The sequence below is a fragment of the Shewanella sp. HL-SH5 genome (assembly GCF_051163755.1).
GTDB classification, from domain to species: domain Bacteria; phylum Pseudomonadota; class Gammaproteobacteria; order Enterobacterales; family Shewanellaceae; genus Shewanella; species Shewanella glacialimarina.
Genome location: NZ_CP195038.1, coordinates 2,563,160 through 2,582,836, shown reverse-complemented (window position 1 = coordinate 2,582,836; position 19,677 = coordinate 2,563,160). Strand labels below are relative to the sequence as shown.

16 protein-coding genes are annotated in these 19,677 nt (G+C 41.5%); 1 reads left to right on the top strand and 15 read right to left on the bottom strand.

Annotated elements, in window-relative coordinates:
• Positions 1–98: 98 nt before the first annotated feature.
• Positions 99–2,132, top strand: coding sequence for an alkyl/aryl-sulfatase (locus ACRWQM_RS11285; RefSeq protein ID WP_434930055.1), 2,034 nt, complete (start codon positions 99–101; stop codon positions 2,130–2,132).
• A gap of 1,027 nt (positions 2,133–3,159) precedes the next feature.
• Here ACRWQM_RS11285 and ACRWQM_RS11280 read toward each other — a convergent pair.
• The 15 genes from ACRWQM_RS11280 to ACRWQM_RS11210 all read right to left on the bottom strand — a co-directional run bounded on the left by ACRWQM_RS11280 (position 3,160) and on the right by ACRWQM_RS11210 (position 19,484).
• Complete coding sequence (locus ACRWQM_RS11280; RefSeq protein ID WP_434930053.1) at positions 3,160–4,185, bottom strand: AgmX/PglI C-terminal domain-containing protein; 1,026 nt, start codon at positions 4,183–4,185, stop codon at positions 3,160–3,162.
• A 1-nt stretch (position 4,186) separates the two neighbouring features.
• Complete coding sequence (locus ACRWQM_RS11275; protein ID WP_434928841.1) at positions 4,187–4,720, bottom strand: ExbD/TolR family protein; 534 nt, start codon at positions 4,718–4,720, stop codon at positions 4,187–4,189.
• A complete protein-coding gene (locus tag ACRWQM_RS11270; protein WP_434930051.1) occupies positions 4,717–5,268 on the bottom strand; it encodes a biopolymer transporter ExbD in 552 nt (183 codons plus the stop codon). The genes ACRWQM_RS11275 and ACRWQM_RS11270 overlap by 4 nt, the downstream gene beginning before the upstream one ends.
• Positions 5,269–5,272: 4 nt before the next feature.
• Positions 5,273–5,926 carry a MotA/TolQ/ExbB proton channel family protein gene (locus ACRWQM_RS11265; protein ID WP_434928843.1) on the bottom strand — a complete coding sequence of 218 codons (654 nt, stop codon included), beginning with the start codon at positions 5,924–5,926 and terminating at the stop codon, positions 5,273–5,275.
• Between the two features lie 206 nt (positions 5,927–6,132).
• On the bottom strand, positions 6,133–6,522 hold the full coding sequence (locus ACRWQM_RS11260; protein ID WP_434930050.1) for a hypothetical protein: 390 nt from the start codon (positions 6,520–6,522) through the stop codon (positions 6,133–6,135).
• Positions 6,522–7,340 carry a tetratricopeptide repeat protein gene (locus ACRWQM_RS11255; protein WP_434930049.1) on the bottom strand — a complete coding sequence of 273 codons (819 nt, stop codon included), beginning with the start codon at positions 7,338–7,340 and terminating at the stop codon, positions 6,522–6,524. The genes ACRWQM_RS11260 and ACRWQM_RS11255 overlap by 1 nt, the downstream gene beginning before the upstream one ends.
• Positions 7,327–10,437: a tetratricopeptide repeat protein gene (locus tag ACRWQM_RS11250; RefSeq protein WP_434930048.1), complete on the bottom strand. Its 3,111-nt coding sequence runs from the start codon at positions 10,435–10,437 to the stop codon at positions 7,327–7,329. The genes ACRWQM_RS11255 and ACRWQM_RS11250 overlap by 14 nt, the downstream gene beginning before the upstream one ends.
• A complete protein-coding gene (locus tag ACRWQM_RS11245) occupies positions 10,437–12,458 on the bottom strand; it encodes a tetratricopeptide repeat protein (protein ID WP_434930047.1) in 2,022 nt (673 codons plus the stop codon). Before ACRWQM_RS11245 ends, ACRWQM_RS11250 begins: the two co-directional genes overlap by 1 nt.
• 192 nt (positions 12,459–12,650) lie before the next feature.
• Positions 12,651–13,202 (bottom strand): AraC family transcriptional regulator, encoded by a 552-nt coding sequence (locus ACRWQM_RS11240; protein ID WP_434930046.1) that lies wholly within the window; start codon positions 13,200–13,202, stop codon positions 12,651–12,653.
• Between the two features lie 121 nt (positions 13,203–13,323).
• Positions 13,324–14,478 carry a DUF3570 domain-containing protein gene (locus tag ACRWQM_RS11235; protein WP_434930044.1) on the bottom strand — a complete coding sequence of 385 codons (1,155 nt, stop codon included), beginning with the start codon at positions 14,476–14,478 and terminating at the stop codon, positions 13,324–13,326.
• Positions 14,465–14,743, bottom strand: a complete 279-nt coding sequence (locus tag ACRWQM_RS11230; RefSeq protein ID WP_434928851.1) for a DUF4266 domain-containing protein — start codon at positions 14,741–14,743, stop codon at positions 14,465–14,467. Before ACRWQM_RS11230 ends, ACRWQM_RS11235 begins: the two co-directional genes overlap by 14 nt.
• Positions 14,744–14,747: 4 nt before the next feature.
• The gene (locus ACRWQM_RS11225) at positions 14,748–15,251 is read right to left on the bottom strand and encodes a TlpA family protein disulfide reductase (RefSeq protein ID WP_434928852.1); all 504 of its coding nucleotides are present in this window, start codon (positions 15,249–15,251) and stop codon (positions 14,748–14,750) included.
• 61 nt (positions 15,252–15,312) lie between these two features.
• On the bottom strand, positions 15,313–15,984 hold the full coding sequence (locus ACRWQM_RS11220; RefSeq protein ID WP_434930043.1) for an outer membrane beta-barrel domain-containing protein: 672 nt from the start codon (positions 15,982–15,984) through the stop codon (positions 15,313–15,315).
• Positions 15,954–16,718 carry an outer membrane beta-barrel protein gene (locus ACRWQM_RS11215; protein ID WP_434930042.1) on the bottom strand — a complete coding sequence of 255 codons (765 nt, stop codon included), beginning with the start codon at positions 16,716–16,718 and terminating at the stop codon, positions 15,954–15,956. Before ACRWQM_RS11215 ends, ACRWQM_RS11220 begins: the two co-directional genes overlap by 31 nt.
• Positions 16,719–16,823: 105 nt before the next feature.
• Positions 16,824–19,484, bottom strand: a complete 2,661-nt coding sequence (locus ACRWQM_RS11210; RefSeq protein ID WP_434930040.1) for a hypothetical protein — start codon at positions 19,482–19,484, stop codon at positions 16,824–16,826.
• Positions 19,485–19,677 lie beyond the last annotated feature (193 nt).

Genomic DNA, 19,677 nt, shown 5'->3' with positions numbered 1-19,677 from the left:
AATCAAATCAATCAAATCAATCAAATCAATCAAATCAATCAAATCAATCAAATCAATCAAAATGGAAATTTAACTTTAATTTTTAAGGAAGTGTTTTTATGAATAGAAAGCTAATTAATGTAATAGTTGCATCAGCGGTAATGGGTTTATCCGTATCGTCTGTTATGGCTGCTGGTGGCGGAGACGTTATAAAAAGTGACCCTACTAAGCATTTTGATGAAAAAGGTAAAGCGCCTTCTAAATTCACCATAGACTTGCAAAATGGATTACGTAAAACACTTCCATTTGAAGATAAACGCGATTTTGAGGAAGCTAAAAAAGGCTTTATTGCTGCACCTGATTATAAGCAAATTATGGCTGAAGCCGGCAACGTTGCTTGGGATATGGGCAGCTACGACTGGCTACTTGATGAAGGTAAAACCTTCGATACAATCAATCCATCGTTACAACGTCAAGCTGTATTAAATATGGCTTATGGTTTGTATGAAGTGCTTCCAGGCAAAATATACCAAGTCCGTGGTTATGACTTAGCAAATATTAGTTTTATTAAAGGTGATACAGGCTGGATTGTATTTGACCCGTTAACAGCTAAAGAAACCGCTGCTGCAGCGCTGAAATTTATTAATGAGCAATTGGGTGAGCGCCCAGTTGTCGCCGTTGTATATTCGCATTCTCATGGAGATCATTTTGGTGGTGTGCGTGGTGTTGTGAATGAAGAAGATGTAAAGAGTGGTAAGGTTAAAATCATAGCCCCTGAGGGTTTCATGCATCATGCGATTGCTGAAAACGTGATGGCGGGAAATGCGATGACTCGCCGTATGTTCTTCCAATATGGTGTATTGCTACCGCGCAGTCCTTATGGACACGTCGATCAGTCTATCGGTAAAAATACTGCTGCGGGTAATTTAGGCTTAATTGAGCCTAACGTGACTATTAAGCAAGATTTCACTGATATGACAATTGATGGCGTTAAGATGGTGTTCCAAAGCACGCCAGGTACAGAAGCCCCTGCAGAAATGAACACTTGGTTCCCAGATATGAAAGCGTTTTGGGCTGCAGAAAATATTACTGGTACTATCCACAATATTTATACATTACGTGGCGCATTAGTACGTGATGCATTGGAATGGTCTAAGCAAATTAACGTCTCTTTGTATAAATTTGGACAAGATGCCGAAGTTATGTTTGCTTCACACTCTTGGCCTCGTTGGGGTAACGAGCGTATTCAAGAAATAATGCGAACTCAACGTGATACCTATGCCCACCTAAATAACCAAGTGCTACATTTGGCCAACCAGGGTGTGACAATTAATCAAATTCATAATGTTTATAAGCTTCCAGAAAGCTTACGTCAACAATGGTCTGCACACAGCTATCATGGTTCTGAAGAGCACAATAGCCGCGCAGTATTGAATCGTTATTTAGGTTATTGGGATGCAAACCCTGCAACCTTAATGCCTTTGTCACCTGAAGATTCTGCACCTTTATATGTTGAGATGATGGGCGGCAGCGCAAAGATTATCACTAAAGGAAAGCAGTTGTTTGACCAAGGTAAGTATTTTCATGCAACTGAAATTCTTAACAAGTTAGTCTATGCAGAACCTAAGAACCAACAGGCAAAAGATTTACTAGCCGATGTGTTTGAACAAATTGGTTATCAAAAAGAAAGCCCGAGTGTTCGAAACAGCTTTCTTGCCGCAGCCTATGAGCTTCGTAATGGCATGCCTACAGGTAGCTCTCCAAAGACGACTGGTCCAGATATGATCAAAGGTATGTCTACCGGATTATGGCTTGATTTTCTTGGTGTGCGTCTTGATACTGAAAAATCAGCAGGTAAACACTATATTATTAATTTGGTTACCCCAGATAATGATGAAAAATACCTTGTCGAGTTAAGTAACTCTGCACTAACCAATATCCAAGGTATTCATTCTGACAAAGCTGACTTGACCCTTACCATTGATCGTGCTGAATTAAACGATGTGATGATGGGCGCGAAAAGTTTTGATGACAAAATTAAGGCTGGTAAAGTTAAAATTGACGGTGACCGCAAGGCGATAGATGAGTTAATGTCTTCAGTAGTTAACTTCTCTATGGCATTTGAGTTGCTGCCAGGCACTATCGCTAAGTAAGCTAAGTAAGCTAAGTAAGCTAAGTAAGCTAAGTAAGCTAAGTAAGCTAAGTAAGCTAAGTAAGCTAAGTAAGCTAAGTAAGCTAAGTAAGCTAAGTAAGCTAAGATAAGCTAAGTAAGCTAAGTAAGAAAAAAGGTTCACCTATAATTAGGGTGAACCTTTTTTATGTTTAACTAATACTAAATGATATTTATAGTAAGCTTTCATAATCTTGTGCACTTCTATGAGATTGATACTACTTCTAGCCTTTAGTTCAAATGGCTTTCGCCAACAAACTTGTTTGCGTGGCATCAATAGAAAATGCTATGACACTTGTTAGCTTAAATAAGCTATCCGAATTAGAAGGAATTATTGAGAATAGTTATAGAGAAATTGAAAATTCTAGTTTGAAATTCCACTCTCTGGAGAAAGTTGAGTGCGATACAGAATTTTTAAAACTGGTCACGTTTGTTTATTAAGGCTATGCCATCATCAAAAATTGTATAGGCTGAACTTGAATTATTATCTATCAAACAGGCAATTGAGAGTAATACAAAACACCTTTGGATTGTAGCTAATCAATACCGAAACTCTCTACAAAATTATATTAAGTTAAGTGCTCAAGCATGTGAAATTAATAAACTTGATTATGGTAAAAACTTGCTTAATCGTCTTACCAATAACTTGGGTGATTATTTTAGTACATCTCAGCTAGAGCAAAATGTAAAATTTGAACAGTTGAGTATTAGCTAAATACCTAAGGATAGGCCGCGCGAAGCCGCGTCCAACTAAGCAAATAAACTAGGACTTAAAGCAGTTTTTTCTTTTTAGTATCTCAAAATTTTAACAAACAATTTTAAGCCTGTTATTTTGGCATTATAGGGATACGCCCCGGTCAGCACCCTTACTCCAGCATCTTGCTGTTACGTTGAGTCATTAAAAGCCTATGATTAATGACCCATATTTGAATTCAACGACAAATAAAAAAGCAGCTAGTGAGGTGGACTCATTAACTGCTTTTTTACTTTGTTACTTGTTTAATAACCCGCTAACTCGGTAAAAAATCAATTGCCCAAATGGTGGTCATAACCGCAACATCTTCCGCAGGGAAGGATATTGAGCGCAATACCAAGGTTAATTGGCGTTCTAACTTAGCGTTATTCAACTCGCTTGATTTAATATCTACTCGACTAATACTGCCGTTAGGTTGGATAACAATCTCAAACATCACTTTGCCCTTTAAGAAAGGATCCTTTCTTAAAGCACGATTGTAAAGCGCATAAAGTCGGGCTTTATTCGCTTCTAAGGTGCGGCGAAGTACTGCTTCTGAACGTTGCCCTCCTGTGGACGCTTGGCTGGCTTTTTCTGCAATAGCGCCTTGAGATGCTAAAACCTCTTCTTCAGCTAAACGAATTTGCTGAGTGCTATTAGCACTTAATGCACCGGACGCAACAGGTTTACTGATGGTTGAGGTGGATAAGTTATCACTTTGCTTATTGGCGGCGCCTGCTAGCATTTCACGTTTAACTTTTACCTCTTGTGCGGTGGTTTTCTCAAGCGTACTTTGCGCGGTTGGTTTGACATCAAACGCTTCTCGCATTGAGAATAACTCATCTTTCATGGCCGCTAACCCTGAGGTTTTGGCTTTTTCTTTGGCCACTTCACGGCTGGTTTTCGGTGTGATTACTGTTGGCTGCACTATTGGCTTTAAGATGGGTTCTTCTGGCGCATTCTCAAGTGGTTGATCTTTAATTTCCTCTTTAGGCGGCTCAGGTTCCGGCGGTAATTCCTTTGGTTTTTCCGGTGGTGGAAGTTGTTTTTCTTTGAGCATTATTTTCGCCAATTGTGGCGGTACTTGCTCTTTTATTTCACGGGGAATTTCTACCTGTTCAAGAAAAGGCACAATGATCCCGAAAATCAGGTAGACCACCAACAGTAGCGATAAAATCAGTTTAAATAGTTTATCCTGGCGACTGGGTTTAAATAAGTCACCTAAATCATTGAAATCATCATTCATGTGGCTATTCAGATTGCCTTTATCTGCGAGGCTTGCATTCGATGAGCTTGCTGTCATATTAGCCCTCACCATTTGCTTTTTTGGCTTGCTGCTCTACTGCCAAAGACATATTACGATAACCTGTATCTGCACAGGCCGACATAATTTGCTTCAGCACCACATAAGGGGTTGAAGCATCTCCAATAATAGTGACTGCACGACCTTTTTCTTGCTCTGTTTCGGTTAGCTCTAGCCGTTTGCTGGCTTGGTAATTAAGCTCTTTGGTCAGTGCTTCGATAAACAACGGATTTTCTTGTTCAGTTAAGCCAATGCCATCAGCAGCTTTCTGCCAAATTGCCCGTTCCTGCACTAGCACGGTATCTTCAAGCACTGTAATGACCAGATTTTCTACTGGTAATTCTTCTGCGATAGACACCGGCAGCTTAATTTTATCTACGCTTTGCAGCACACGTACTTCAGATTGATTCACAATTAAGAAAAAAACCAAAATGGTGAAAATATCCATTAGCGCGACAAGGTTTAGCTTACCGCCGGAATTAAAGCGTTTGTGATGCTTGGCAATACGTTTCGCTCTGGGTGATTGTTTCATCATGGCTGCTCTCCTTGAGGCTGCGCAGTCACAGGCTCGGCAGAGTCGGTTTCTTTAGGTGCATCACCTAATGAGATCATCGGGAACAATTCCGCATCAACTAAATTTGCCACAACAACGGCTTTATATGAACGCACAGTATCCATTGCCGATACGATGGTTTGATAATCCACCGCAGGGTCTAGCAATAGTACAATGTCATTCTTATCAATTTCTTGTTGCTGAAAGGTCAGTTTTAAGTCCTGCAAATAAATCGATAACGCAGCAAAGTCATATCCTTGTTCGGCAATGTCGAAGCGTTTAAGCAGCATGCCGGCAGGGTAGTTAAGTTCGAAGCGTTTTGGTGTTATTACCAGTTCTAATATTTTGGGTTCTTGATCATCTTGTGCTTGCTCTGCTTCAGATAATACAGGTAGCTGCAAATTCAAAATACGCACTTGAGAAAACACCAAACTCAGCAGTAGCACAGGCACTAACACAATCATTAAATTCATAAATGATGTGATGTCTAGTTCTGCATCTTGGGCATTGTGGCGACGACGGCGTCTCATATCATTAGCCTCGGTTGTTATCCGTTTGCTTATTAAATGACAGTGAGTTCAATAATTTGATCCCCGCCATTTCGATGGAATCAACGATAGTCGCTGTTTTAGTTTGCAGACTAGAGTGGAATAGAATTAATGGAATAGCCGTTATCAACCCAAATGCGGTAGTGTTCATCGCAACCGAAATACTTTGTGAGAGTAAGTTAGCTTTTTCTGCTGGGTCTGCGCTGGCTACGGCCGAGAATGCAGCAATTAAACCCATAATGGTACCCAGTAGACCTAGCAGGGTAGCAATGTTCGCTAAGGTGGCGATAAATGGAGTGCGTTTTTCAAGGCGCAACATGTATTCCATCACAGTTTCTTCCATGGCATATTCAACATCTTCACGGCGACTGGCACTTGAAATACGGGCGATGCCTGACTGCAATACGTCAAATACTGGCGCTTTATGGTTTTGAGCATGTTGACTAATTGAGGCGATATCACCGGTTTTTAATGCATTTTTAATCAAAGAAAACGCTTTTTGATTAGTGCGATGAGCCGAGCTTAAATATAACCAGCGTTCGATAGTGATCGCTAACCCTACCACTAATACTAATGCAATCGGGTAAATAAACGGGCCGCCATTTTGTAAAAAAGCGATTATATGGTCCATGAAATTCATGTGATATTCCTTGTTATTGTAAAGTGAACTCGTGCATTTGTGGCGGCATTTGTTCGGTTTTTTATTTATTATGACCAAATAAGTAGGACTTACTTTGGCTGGTTTATGCTTGATACTCGGTTGTTTGTGGTTTGTTATTCAAATTTATTTTTTAATTTGCTGATTTATTACTCCGTCACTAAAACGCATTTTGGCTATCCGAAGTGCTATTGTTCAACGGTTCCTATTGGCGCAGAAAAATCTCTTATTTGCTGCTGAAAAACTTTAGGATGTATCGGTTTAAACTGGGGTAGGGCAAATTTCATGTCGTTATTATCTACACTAATTGGATTGGTTATTCCTTGCCACGGCATGATGTAAAGCACCTTGGGTTGTTCTTGCGAGCCAGTGACCCTACTTTCAATTAATACTGGCTTGTTGGCTCTGGCAGCGGTTGTTTTTTGTGTTGGCTCAGCGCGCTTTGATTCCGCGGCTTTGGCAATCTCTGGTTTTGTTGCCGTGGTTTGAGCATTGGTGCCGATTTCGTCAATCGCCATCGCGCTAGCAGAGAAAGACATTATCCATAGTAAAAGCAGCAATAAAAGTACATGTTTCATTATTCTGCTTCCTTTGACTGTGGAACATATTGTTCTGTATCTTTTGGTGTTTGTGCAGGTATTGTCAGTCCTGCGCGCTGCATTTTAATCTCAACACCGGCTAACCAACGTTTGGCTTGTTGGTTATCAGGTTGATTGGCCAAATAAGCTAAATAGTATTGTCTAGCCTCTGCATACTGGCCACGATATAACTCAAGTAAAATGGCTAAATTGACTTGTGCTTCAGGGTATCGAGGCCAAATAGCCAGTGCGTTACGGTAATGCTGTTCAGCTTGTTCATACTGGCCCTGGTTACGCAGTAAGCCAGCCTTAATTTGATGGGCGTAAGGGTTATCTGTGTTAACCCGTATGGCTTTATCCAATAGTGAATTTGCTGCAGCAATATTGTCTTGCTGCAATGCACTGAGCGCTTTATTGACATAAGCGCCTGATAATTGTGGCTGTGCAGCAATGACGTTATCAAATAGATTATCAGCGGCTTGCCACTGTTGGCGGCGCATCAATTCAATCGCCTGCTGATATTGGCTGATGACACTTTTAGGCACATTGGCTAACTTTATGTCGGCTTGCTCAAGGTAGCGATTTTGTGTGCTATTGGAAATGCTATTACTGTTGCTATCATTTCCCCTTGATGACTGCATGTCTACCATGGCAACAATGTCTTTACCTAAACTGCCTAATGAGCCCTTGTCAGTGTTACTGCTAACAGAATCTGGCGCTGATGCGCAGCTTTGCAGCCCAATAATCATGACGACTATAACCACTAATTTCTTAGGTATATTTGATGTGGATGCCCTAGTTTGATTAATGAACTGCATCGATCACCTCGTGGGTTAATTCTTGTTTTTGATAAAGCGCCGGGGCGATTTCTGCAAGTTTATTGAAGCTTTTACCGACCCATTGGTCATAAATATTTTGCCAAGCCCGCTCAGTATTACTGACATGTATCTCAATGGCTTTTTCTTCAAATGGATAGGCTAACTCTTCCAGTAAAATATCGTATTCTTCTAATGCCAGCTCATCTAAATCTGCTGGGCGTTGCGACTGCATCATATCTTGGGCCAATTGACGGTACATTTCAGCCAAGTTAAAAGTAGTATGGGGAACATACTTAGCCAATTGGAAATCTAATACCTGTTGATAATAACCAATGGCTTTTTTCATCGCGTCTTGCTTACGCTTTAAGCTTTTCTGCAATGGCACATTAAGCTTAATAGTCATAAAAGTTTGTTGCTCCGCCTCACCTAAACCCAAAGCAGATAAAGAAGCTAGTTCAACTTGACGCATTTGAATGTCTTGTGGCGATGACTGTGCTTGTTTTTGATGAAAACTTAATATTTGTTTAAACCAATAAAACTGTTTAGTTTGCTCGCCGTTAGCCCGATAAAACTCACTCATTTTGAAGCGAGCTTCCTGCGCCACATCAAAGGGCTCTGGGTAAGTTTTCGCGTAACGTCTAAAGGTAGTCAGTGCTTTGGCCGTATTATCTGCTTTAAGGTAATACTCGGCTGCTGTGTACTGCGCTTCACGCTTTAACGATAGAGAGTCTTCATTATCAACAATAATGAGTAGTTGTTCAGCGGCTAATTCCCATTGGCCTAACGCCTCAAAGGACTGAGCCAATTTAGCCGGTATGGCAGCGCTAAATTGATGATTTGGATAGCGGAGTTTAAAGGGTTTTAACACCACCACGGCTTCTTGCCAGCGTTGTTGCTCAAGCAATAAATTAGCCGCATCAAATTCCGCATTCACTGCATAAGTTGATTCAGGCACAACCAGGCCAACTCGCAGCAGTTGCGCAACAGCTAAATCTGGTTGGGTTAGCTTTAGTGCTTGAGCTTGAAAATAAATACAAGAGGCTAAGAGGTTGCGCATTTCCAGCCGGGCGGTAGCTTTCCTGTCAGCGTATTCTAATGCCAGTAAGTAACCTTGTTCAGCTGGTGCATAAAGCGCTTGTTGATATAAGCTATTAGCGTAGAGTTGGCTAACAAGTTGCACTTGTTTTAATGCACTTGGCGATAGCTGGTTCGCATTGTTAATGTTTAGATAAACAGCTTGTTGTTGACTGTTTTGGTTAATCACCCCGTGGGTCAGTAATACAAAATTGGTGAATTGTGTTAAAGCCACATAATCCTGAGCCTCAAATGAATACTGAGCGGCATTAGTAGCAATTTGCAGGGCGCGTTCATCCTGCGGGTAGTGGCGAATAAAGTCTTTATCTAATTGATTACGTTTTTGCATTAATGCCTGATACTCAGGGTTGTCTGCCTGGGTATCATGTGGATAGGCCTTGAGTATTTCACGAATGGTAATGGTGGTTGCATATGCCGATTGTAATTGAATTTTGGCTAGTTCGGCAGTCTGTGGTGGTTTCGCAGTATTCTTTAGCGTATCAGCAGGATATGCAATTTGTTGATAACTATTTAATGCTTGCTGATATTGCTTTGCTTCAAAATTGGCATCGGCAAAAAGGTATTGGTCAGTAACGATATCTTTGGTCAATAGTGCCGACGCTTGCGGCAATGATGCATGATTTAAATACACTTTTAACGCGATAGCGGCTTGTGAAAATGCCCCCACGCGCGCATTGCCTTGCAAAGATTGCGCGTAGGCATAAGTGCGGCGACTGTGCTCATCACTAAATGATAATAAGTTAGGCAGCAGTTCAGTTTGCTGCGCGGGTGAAGCCGCAGCCCAAAAACCACTGTTTAAGCCATATTGATTAACAAACTGTTCTTTGAGTTCATGCATTGAAGCAAACTTGCCCTGGCTTTGATATAAGTCCAGTAAAGACAAAGAGAAGCGGGTTGACCAAATGTTGTCTTTGGCTAAATCAATGTAGGCTTTATAGGTTAGCTCTGCATCATGGGTCAGTTCTTTTTTCAGCAAAAACTGCGCTAAATTATCAAATAACACATGTTGATAGAGGGCCAGGTTAGGTAAAGAACCATTGCTTTTAACCAGTTGAACCAGTGACTCAGACTGACCTTGCTGACTTAATGAAATGCTGAGTACCCTTTGGGTATCGATAGCTAAATTTTGTGCCCGCTGGCCAAGCTTATCAAAAGAGAAGTTGTCTGGAACGAGTTTATGTTGGTTTTCATCTGCTGCCACAATGGCTTCAAACACTTTTAAAAAAGCCTTGTCTGCTTCAGGCAGTCTATTGAGTTTGAATTGAGACCACCCGGACATATACAGGCTGTTTATTTTGTATTTTTGGTTATTGTCAGCTTGTAACACCTGGTAATAAGCTTGAATCGCCGCAGGGTAATTTTGCAGATTATAGTAAATCTCACCGCGTCTAAAGTTTAGCTCAGCAAGGTATTGAGTTTGTGGGTAACTGCGCAGCAATGACTCCATTTCAACTAAGCTAGGTTTCAGTTGGCCTTGCAAGTCGAGTGCTTTGGCTAGCTGGTATTGTAGATGTTCATTTTCAGGTCGATTTGGGTAGCGCTGCAATAAATCCTGGTAATCTGTGATCAGTTTCTGCAGGGCAATATCGTCTTGTTTTAACTGTGCCAATACCGCAGCATCTTCAGCTTGCACATTTTGATTTGGTTCAATTAAACCGTCATCATCACCGCCATAAGACTGTGTTTCAAATGACTCGGTATTAATTTGTACTAGGCGATATTCAACGTGAGTTCTAATTTCAGGATCAGGTTCAATTGATAATAGCTGTTGATATATTTGTGCCAGTTTTCTGCTGCGCTCCGCTTTGCTCATCGCTATTGGCTCAACTGACGATGCGGTGCGTTTTTTAGCGAGATCAGTCAGGGTCGGGCGGTTAATATTGCTCGGTTGTTCATCTGATGTATTGCTACAACCAGCAAGCATAACACCAGCGATAAACAACATCGCGACGCTGACATTAGTGCTGTAGGTTGTTTTAGAACTGACGTGATGAATCGACATTATTGAGCTCTCTGCATCGGCAAGGTGTCAGCTTGTGCCATTTGTTCTAATATTGCCGCCATTTCATGACGAGTGGTGAGTAATAACCTTTTTAACTGTTGCTGTTGTTGATCCACAAATACAGTCACTTTTTGACGAATGTCATCACTGGTTTTAAGACGCAGCTGCTTAATAGCTAGGGTTAACTTGTTAATTTCTGCTTCATTCATTTGTTGACGACTATCAAAATCAGAGTAAACCCGTTGCGAAGCAGACAATGCATTAAATCGCTGTGATTGCGCCTCAAGCGCATTGAGTTGCTGATCGAGTTGTTGCAGGCTTTTTTGGTGTTGCCATAGTCTGTCGGCAAAGTTCCGCTGTAATTGCCAGTGTAATACCCCAGATACTTTAGTGAGTCGCTGCTGATAATCGCTCATATCGCGTTGGCCAGACAACTTATTAATGCTGAGTTGGCTTTGCTCAATACGCTGTAACCATTGTTGCTCGAGTTGGGTAGCAAATGCTCGGCCATTTTGCTGATTTTCTGCAGCGGTTATAATGTTAGCTACACTTTGCTTTTGCTGCTTCAACTGTGTAATTAATGCGGCATAAGGCGTTTGCTGTTGTCTTTCAATCACGCTGCGTTGACGTTGCTTATTTAACGCTAATGTCTGTTTTAACCAATCACTTTTGCTGCGCTGACTTCTTAAATTGGCATTTAATAAATCGAGGGTTAATACGGTTTGATAATCTGTCGCTAAAAACGCGTCTAGTAGGGCTTTCTTTAACCACATTGATTGAGTAGTAAACGAGGGCGGGGTTAATAATTCAAGTGAATTGTCATCTGAGTTGACCTGTGGGCTACCAATTAAATTGGTTTTTTTATGGCTTAAACTAAAATTGGCGACATCACTTGCAGCTAAGAATGTCTGTTTAAAGGTGGCTAAGTCGGCGATTTGATCTAAATACAATTGCTCGGCTTGTTGATAACGTGCCATACCTTGTTCAAGCGTTTGTTGCTGGGTGACTTGTGCGGCACTTAATAGCGCAGCTTGCCAACCCAGATGAGAGTATGGATATTGTTGCTGAACTAAATCGAGTAAATTAAATGCGGTGTCATATTCGCCGACATTTTGTGCTGCAAAAGCAAATAAATACAGTGCTGACTCTGAGTAAGGGCTGTTCTGAGGAAAGTCAGCCAATTCTTTAAATGCGGCATCATATTGCTGCTGCATAACATACATTTGTGCCAGTAATAATTTAGCGTAATCGTTAACCGCCTGCTGTTGGCGCCGTTTATCATTGATAACATTGCCCTGGCTATCAAGGCTGTCATATTGATCACTTGAAAATGGATTGAACAGCAGTTGCCAAAAAGTTTGCTGCGCGGACAACCAGGTCTGATTTTTTAATTGACTTAAAATGGGCTCAGCTAATTGGAATTCATTTTGCTGCATATATTGCAGCGAATTATTGAGGGCGATATAAGCACCCGATAAGCTTTGCGAGACTGATTCATCTTTGCCTGGGGCGGCCAGTTTTGCCGACATTAACGGTGCATTAGGCCAATATGCCAGTTGATTTAATACTTGGTATTGGTTGACATATTCAGCTTGTACAATCTGTATTTTGGCAAGAGTTTGCTGTGCTGCTTGATTATCGCCTTGCTCAACTTGTTGTTCACTAAGCTGTAACAAGGCAATCAGTAATAGCTCCGCAGGAGAGGTTGATGATTTAGTTTTTTGTTGTGCGTTTTCATCATTTGATTTGCGCTGATGGCTATTATTCTGGTTCTGTTCAAAAGACAATAGGGTTGCAGCAGCTTGACTGTGAAGGCCTATATTGATTTGCAAACCGGCTTCGAATAAATCACTTCTTAATGATATGAGCTGATGGCGTTGCTCATTTAAACTAATTTGTCTTAGCGCAGCAGCGTAATCACCGGCAAAGTAAAAATACAGTGCTTGGCGGTATAGTTTATCTTCTAATTTGTCTTTAGTTGACTGGACAGACAAGGGCGAGGCTAGATCACTTTGTGCCATGCAAACCTGCGTTAACAACAGAAAGCTCATGACACATGCACACTTTATCGCAGACAAGCTAAAAAAATGGACCGACACATTAAGATTTTTTTTTGAAAACATTAGTTTAAAAGTCATTGTTGGTTGTAAAGTCCATATAGCGAAACCTCTTTTACAAAAACCATGTTATAAAATTCCTACTAAAAACTTCAACTACAACACCCATTGCTCTACTTTGACATCCGCGCGATAGTTAGACTGGTTATCTTCTAGTTTTAGTTCAATCATTATGGTTTCGTCGGTTTTTTCAAAGTTATGGTTAACAGCACGTTGCACCGTTCGGCCTTCAGTATCGATACCAGTGAAAATAGCCGTTAACTGATGTTTGCCCATTTTAAGGTTGCCTAAATATACCCGTTGAATACCACCTTGTTCTAAGGCTTTGCGTTGGCGCTCGGTATATAAGGTGCCGGAGACGTTATCATCATTAATTTTCAGTTCCACACTGTCGAGGGTCATAAAACGGCCAACATCGACAGACACAAATACCGCTATTTGAGTGCTGGCGGGAAACAGTAAATCTTCTTCTAAAATAAATAAATCACGGTTGAGCTTAAGCACTTGGCTTTTTATATTTTCAAGTTCTGTGGCTATGGTCGACTCTTCAGCATTGGCTTGTGTGGCCAGTGTTGCCATTACTATAACCAGTAAACATACGCTAAAAAAGCGAGTTAACGCGACACGATAAAAGTGAGATTGAGTCATATCAAAAAGCCTTGGCAATTCCGTTTGATTAATAGGGACGCTTAACATGCAATATGCTTACTGAGCGAAATTGTTAATTACAATAGTGTATGTCTGGTCGACTTTGCGAATACCGCAAGCGCTAAAAATAGACACTGACAAAAGCGCGTATAACATTGGCTGAAAAACCGTAAAACGGCTCATTTCCTACGCCGCCATCTGCGGTTGGATCTCTAAAGTTTTGATAATTAAAATCAATATAATCCCATTGTAATGAAGCCTCAGAGCGTGTTTCACCAAAGGATAATGAGGCGGGTAAAAAGTAGGTTACCCCTAATCCATAAGTGATATCGCTAAAGTCGCTCAGTTCTTTGTCGCGTGCCATATAGTTTTGCGCATCACGATAGGGAAATAAGTCGCTATAAAATTCAGCTTGGGTTTGTTGGTAATAGCGTACTTTTAATTCCAGCTCGAGATCATCACCAATGGGATGGCGATAACCTAACTCAACATCACTGGCTTGAATTTCCCAACTGTCAGTAAAGTGGCGGTAATGCGCAAACAGCGCTGCGCGATAGGGTAAAAAGTAACTGGCCGTTAACTTTGCGGCAAAGGAGTTGCGAGTTTCGGGGTAAACCTCGGCTTGATAGCCCACACCAGATGGAATGCTGCTGTCCACATATCGCACTGTTCGGTAAGGGTTGTTAAGGTAACCGCTGTCGGCAATGGCTTCGACATTTAAACTGGTGGTTAGATTGCGGGTAATAATTTGGCTAATGCCTGCGCGAATACGATATTGCTGGCTTTGCTCTTCAAATAATTCATCGCCGTTGCGTCGAATTTCGTTATCGCCAAATGATAAGCCCATATTAAGATTAGTTAAGTCACCAAAGGTATCTTGCGACACATTGACACTAAAGGATTGGGCTAAATAATCATCTTCATCACTTTGACGTATGTTAAACGACATCATGGTTTTATCGTGAAGATACTCAATGCCTAATTGGCCTTCATTACGCTCTTCTGTATAAGGGCTGGCGGTACTGATCACATCCACAGAGGCTGATGAAATACTGTCAAGGTAGTAATAGGCGGTAACCGCAACAGACTCAGAGGCTTTTTTTCGCAGTAAAATAGAGGGACCGTCAATTTTCATCCCACCCCCTTCATAACTGTGGTAGAGCACATCGACTCTATCAGGGTCAATAATGGCGGCATGTGATACAAAGCCAACTAGGCTCAGTAATAGAACTAAGCTTTTGCGTAATAACGGATTTAATCGATTAGTTACAACCACAACCTCCTCCTCCCGTGCCTTCTGCGCCGCGGGCCGATTCGCGGCCCTCTAACACGTGCGCCATGTGCATACTTGCACTAGGATGGCGGTTTAAACGCATAATGGGATCCGCTAGGTTTTGCCTTTCATAGGGTTTAACCCAGGGCTCAATGTTTAAGCTTGAACAGCCACTTAAACTGAGTAACCCAAGAACAGCTGCGGCTGATATCACTGTGTTTAGACGCTTACTCGCAGAGAGTCGGTCAGTTATGCGTTTAATGTTCATCGATTTATTCTCTGATCAGCTTTTTAATCGCATCGGCGTATTTTTTTTCATAACCGTCTTTATAGCCGCGAAAGATATGACGCACTTTACCGTCGCGATCAATCATCACTGTGGTCGGCATCGCTTCTACTTGGTAGCTTTTTGATAAGGCATTGGTTTCATCAAAAAAGATTGAAAAGCTTAAATCCAAATCGGCTAAGAAGTCTTTGCCTGCTTGGTTTTCTTGCTCAACGTTAATGCCCCAGACTTGCACACCTAAATCTTGATACTTGTCTTGTAGTTTTTGCAGCACCGGCATTTCTTTTCGGCACGGTCCACACCAGGATGCCCAAAAGTTAATTAAAATGATTTCACCGCGTTGCTCGGCCAAATTGAGGTTGTTGCCTTGCATATTCTTCAAGGTGAAATCAGGTGCTGCGTCGCCTACTGTTAAGGCTTGGGCGTTAATGGACATTAATAGTGCCAACGCGGTCAGCAGGCTTTTACATCCCAGTTTGTTCAACAACATTCGATAATCCTTTTTTATTTTTATTAGCTGTTCTTTATAAATTGAACTGATGATTTACGAGTTAAAAATAAAATGCAACACCGGTAGCGAAGGTTAAATTATGGGTTGTTTTAGACCCTCCGGTCACTTCGGTATTAAACAGGTAATCACTCATGCTTAAGTTCCATGCTAACCAGTCTGTTAGAAACACCCGATAATTTGCGGTTAAATTAACCGTGAACTGTTCATCACCGGCAAATTCAGTGCTACCGCCACCTAATTCGAATGAGAAAGCACTGTTAAATACCATGTCCTTGCTAAAAAATATCTCCCCAGGAAGGAGGGTATAGCCAATATTTAAACCATAATAGGTTAACTCGCGCTCTGCATCGGTTAATAATGGTGCAGCGTTAGCTAGCTTTTCAAAACTGGTTTCACCGGCTTTGGCTTGTGCATAGTTGGCTTTGACATAAAAATGCTCACTGATGTGATAACCCACATGTGCATTTATCCAAGGGCTAGATTCAAAGTCTTCAATCGACATGATCCCACCTTGAATACCGACTTCAAAATTTTCAGTATCAAGTAAATCTTCTACTACGTCGCGACGTTCCACGTCGGCTTTAACCGCAACGGTCGAGCTCACCTCTGCTTCTGCAGCAAAAGTCGGTGTGCTTGCCGTTATTAGGCCTAAGGTCAGCGCGCTGACGGTTAATAACGGCATTAAAAAAACACGCTGAATCCTATTTTCCATGTTTGGATCTCTTCATTTTCATCTCGGTCTGTTAACGCTAACGAGAGTTTATATTCAGCCCGAACTAAAAAGTTACGTGCTATGTGATACTTAATGCCGACAGCGCCACTCATCAGAGTGCTTTCGCGTGCTTCTGAATCGGCAATAACGCTGTGGGGTTTAGTGCTAATCAGGCCTGCGCCTACACCAATGTAAGGAATAACAATAAGGTCGGGTAACGGCTGACTCACCAGCATTATTTCAAAAACGTCACTGTCTGAAATGCTCCCCAATGCTTTACCTGCCGATAACTCAACACTGAATACGGGAGTAAAGGCATAGCCGCCATAGATATTATAAAAGTTAGCTCCTTCTAAATCACCGTACATAACGCCCGCTTCAAAATCACGGTTTATCACATCTTGCTGGCTGATTTGGTTTTGGGTAATAGCTTGGCCATCTTTAGATAGGCCGAGCAAGGCATCTTCATGGAACCAGCCTTCAATACCGCGTTTATTTTTGACTTTTATCCAGGTGGTGCGTTTTATTAGTAAAGTGACCAGTTCATTTTTTTCGATCACCGACACCACAGGATAGCCTGCGCTGGGACCTGAATGTAGCTCAATAAAAGGCACCTCAATACGCAGCGTGGGTTCAGCAGCTGTTTCAGCTAATACCGTAGGGCTTAGGCAAATTAGTGCCAATAAACAAAGTGTGTTTTTAAAGTGCCTAACATTAGTAATAAACTTAAACATGAGCTTAAACATAGATTCCTATTGTTATTATCATTCCATATGCTCCAGTACGATTACTTGTTGTGACTGTTTTATGCTTCCAGCATTTTTGCTGGTTTACGATCATTACGGTAGTGGATAAAAAGGCGTGTTGTAATATTGTGCGCCAATGTCTAACCATTCGTTTAACAGCTTAAGTTCATCAGGCGATAACATGCTTTGATGAGTTGGGCTGTTCATCGCATCAAAGAAGTTTCTGCTCGCCCTCGCGCCATTAGTCGATAAAATAGCGGGTACATTGACCGTGGTTAATACTGGAATAGGGTTACCATCGGCATCTAAAATTAATTCACCATCACTGTCGACTTGATAGACAGGGTTACCGTCAGCATCCAGTACTTCTACTAATCTATCGACAATAATGCCATCTATTTCTTCTTGTTCTACGTCGTTGAAAAATAATTCGCGGTAACTGGTTAAATGCGCCACTTGGTCAGTTGAAGGCGTATTCAATAAGGCTAATTGCCCAGCAGGTACTTGCGATAGACCCTCTTGGTTAACCATATTGTGACAAGCTGTACAGGTATTGTCAGCAATAACAACTTGAGTGAGTTCATCAATAACAGGGCGAGGCAAATCCCAAAGTGGTTGTATATGTTCAACGTAATTAATTTGAATACGGCAATAAGTGGTCCAATTGGAAAAACATTCTGCGCCATTTGGCGCCGAGGTTTGCATATTACTATAGGTATATTCCAACGCTGGGTTTACAGCGGAAATTGCTGGATTAGTCCAAATGTCTTGGTAGAGAATATCTGCGGTTAACTGCGCCAGTCCATTAACCATTTCATCTGCTTCAGCCATCGTTTGGCCCTGTGATGGAATGATGTTTGCGCTAGCATTTGGGTAAGGGCTGCCTCCAGCCACTGCGCCTGCATTGATACTGGTGGCTTGGGCATCAATTCGCCCATGGGGTAATTGGCTATTGGCAGTATGACAACCTGCACACTCAAGTGTTTCACCGGGCTTTAGGCTTATCCATTGACGATGACGCCCGCCAATTCGTTTGCCATTAATATCTAATATGCTGATAGCAAGTGGCACATTAGCGGGCACTTTAATTTTAACTGAACCGTCAGGTTGGATTGGCGTATAGCCAATGATTTCTCGCATTAATTGATTATTACTGCGGCCAAAATCAGTATTGGGAATATCACGTACTTCATCGGGTGGCATAGGTACGCCACGCACAATGCGTAAAAATCGGGCAGGTAAGTTTGCTGCAGAGGTTTGTGACGGGTCACTTAGGCGAGCAATACCGCCAGCGCTTGCAGTGCTATCAGTGCCATCAAAGTCATAAACGCTGCGAATATGAATACTGCCTGCAAGTTCTTGTGATAGTTGAGCATCTAATTCATTGCCAACCACTTTGTCTGCAATAAAGGTTTTAGGCTGAGCTGAGGGTTGCATGACCACGGCTTCTGTTAATATTTTGCCTTGCTCTGTTGTTGCCACAAGCTGCTGAGTTTTATTGGCATTGTCTAATAACCATAATTCGTAAAATGCAGGGGCGAGTACCAAGGCTTCATCAGCAAGTTGCTGTCCTGTTAACTGACCGCAAGATCTAATTTGCCCATCAATTATAACTCGGCACAAATCCCAGCTCATTAAATACCGATTACTGTTATCTGGGATTGGAAATAGATGATTAATTCGACCTGTAGCTGACAAACTGGGTGAGAAGTTAAAATCAAAATCAGCTAATGCGACATCATTTATCGCATTACCTAGAGCTCCAGACGATCCTGTGGCTTGATTAGCATCAATATAGTCGTCGATATTGATGGTAACAGGACGCTTATGAACGGCTGTTGGATCTGCTTGCGAGGTTAGCATCATCAGAATTTCTCCACTCGGAAGCTGCTGTGGCTTAATATATTCAATCACTTCAGGTTGTGAATCGAGTGCAATTTGATGCGAGTGCCAACCAAAAACCAGTTCATTATTGGTGCCGTCCGGGTTCATGCGATACAAATTTATGCCATGATTTGCCCCCATCAGGTCCCATCGGCTATATAGAATTTGGCCGTTTTGCATCACTAAGGGGTAGAAATCGTGACTCAAATTAAAGCTGAGTTGCTTTATTGCCGAACCATCAGGATCCATTACATGAATATTAAAGGTTTCATTATCTCTATTTTCATCTAATGCTGTGTATTGAGGTTTACCTTCATCAAGCAAAATTGCCCGTGATAAACGTTGCCTGGTCGACGCAAATACGATGCGGCCATCAGGTAAAAATGACGGCATTAAATCATTACCTTGCTCGGCTAAGGTGTCACTAGCCATGACTCTGCTTAACGTTTTTGTGGCAATGTCATAGCGCCAAATATTCCACGAAGTTTGCTCATCTTCATTGGCGTCAATCTTTTGTACTTTAATAGACATCAATAATTGTTGACCATCATCTGAAACTGATAAATCTCTTATATCAACAAGTTGGTCTGATTCAAATAAAGATGCAGTTAAACTGAATGGCGGAGAATCAGCAAACGCATTGCGTTTTGTCAATAAATTGGCACCAGGATTAAAGTGGGCAGGATCGAAAGTATCAAATTGTGGGGGCTGATTTTCAGCGCTTAATTGATCGCGCTGAATGTAGACAACAGGGTGCTCTATCAAGACGGGATCAGGCTGTTCATCTTTTATGGCTGTGTCAGTATCGCAGCCTAAAAGTAAGCTAAATACTGAAAAAATCACAAATTTATAGCCTACAGTCGGCCTCATTAGAATCCCTTAACGATGTATTATTATTGTTAGCGTCATTGAGTAGGCTTGTTTGCCTTTAGTGTATTATTGCCGTCATGTGTGTTTGTTTCAATACTTTTGTTAAAATAAAATTAATCCTTTTTATTTACCTTGTTGAGAAGTATTATCAGAACCGTAACAATTTGGCTATATTTAAAGTCAAACTACAAAG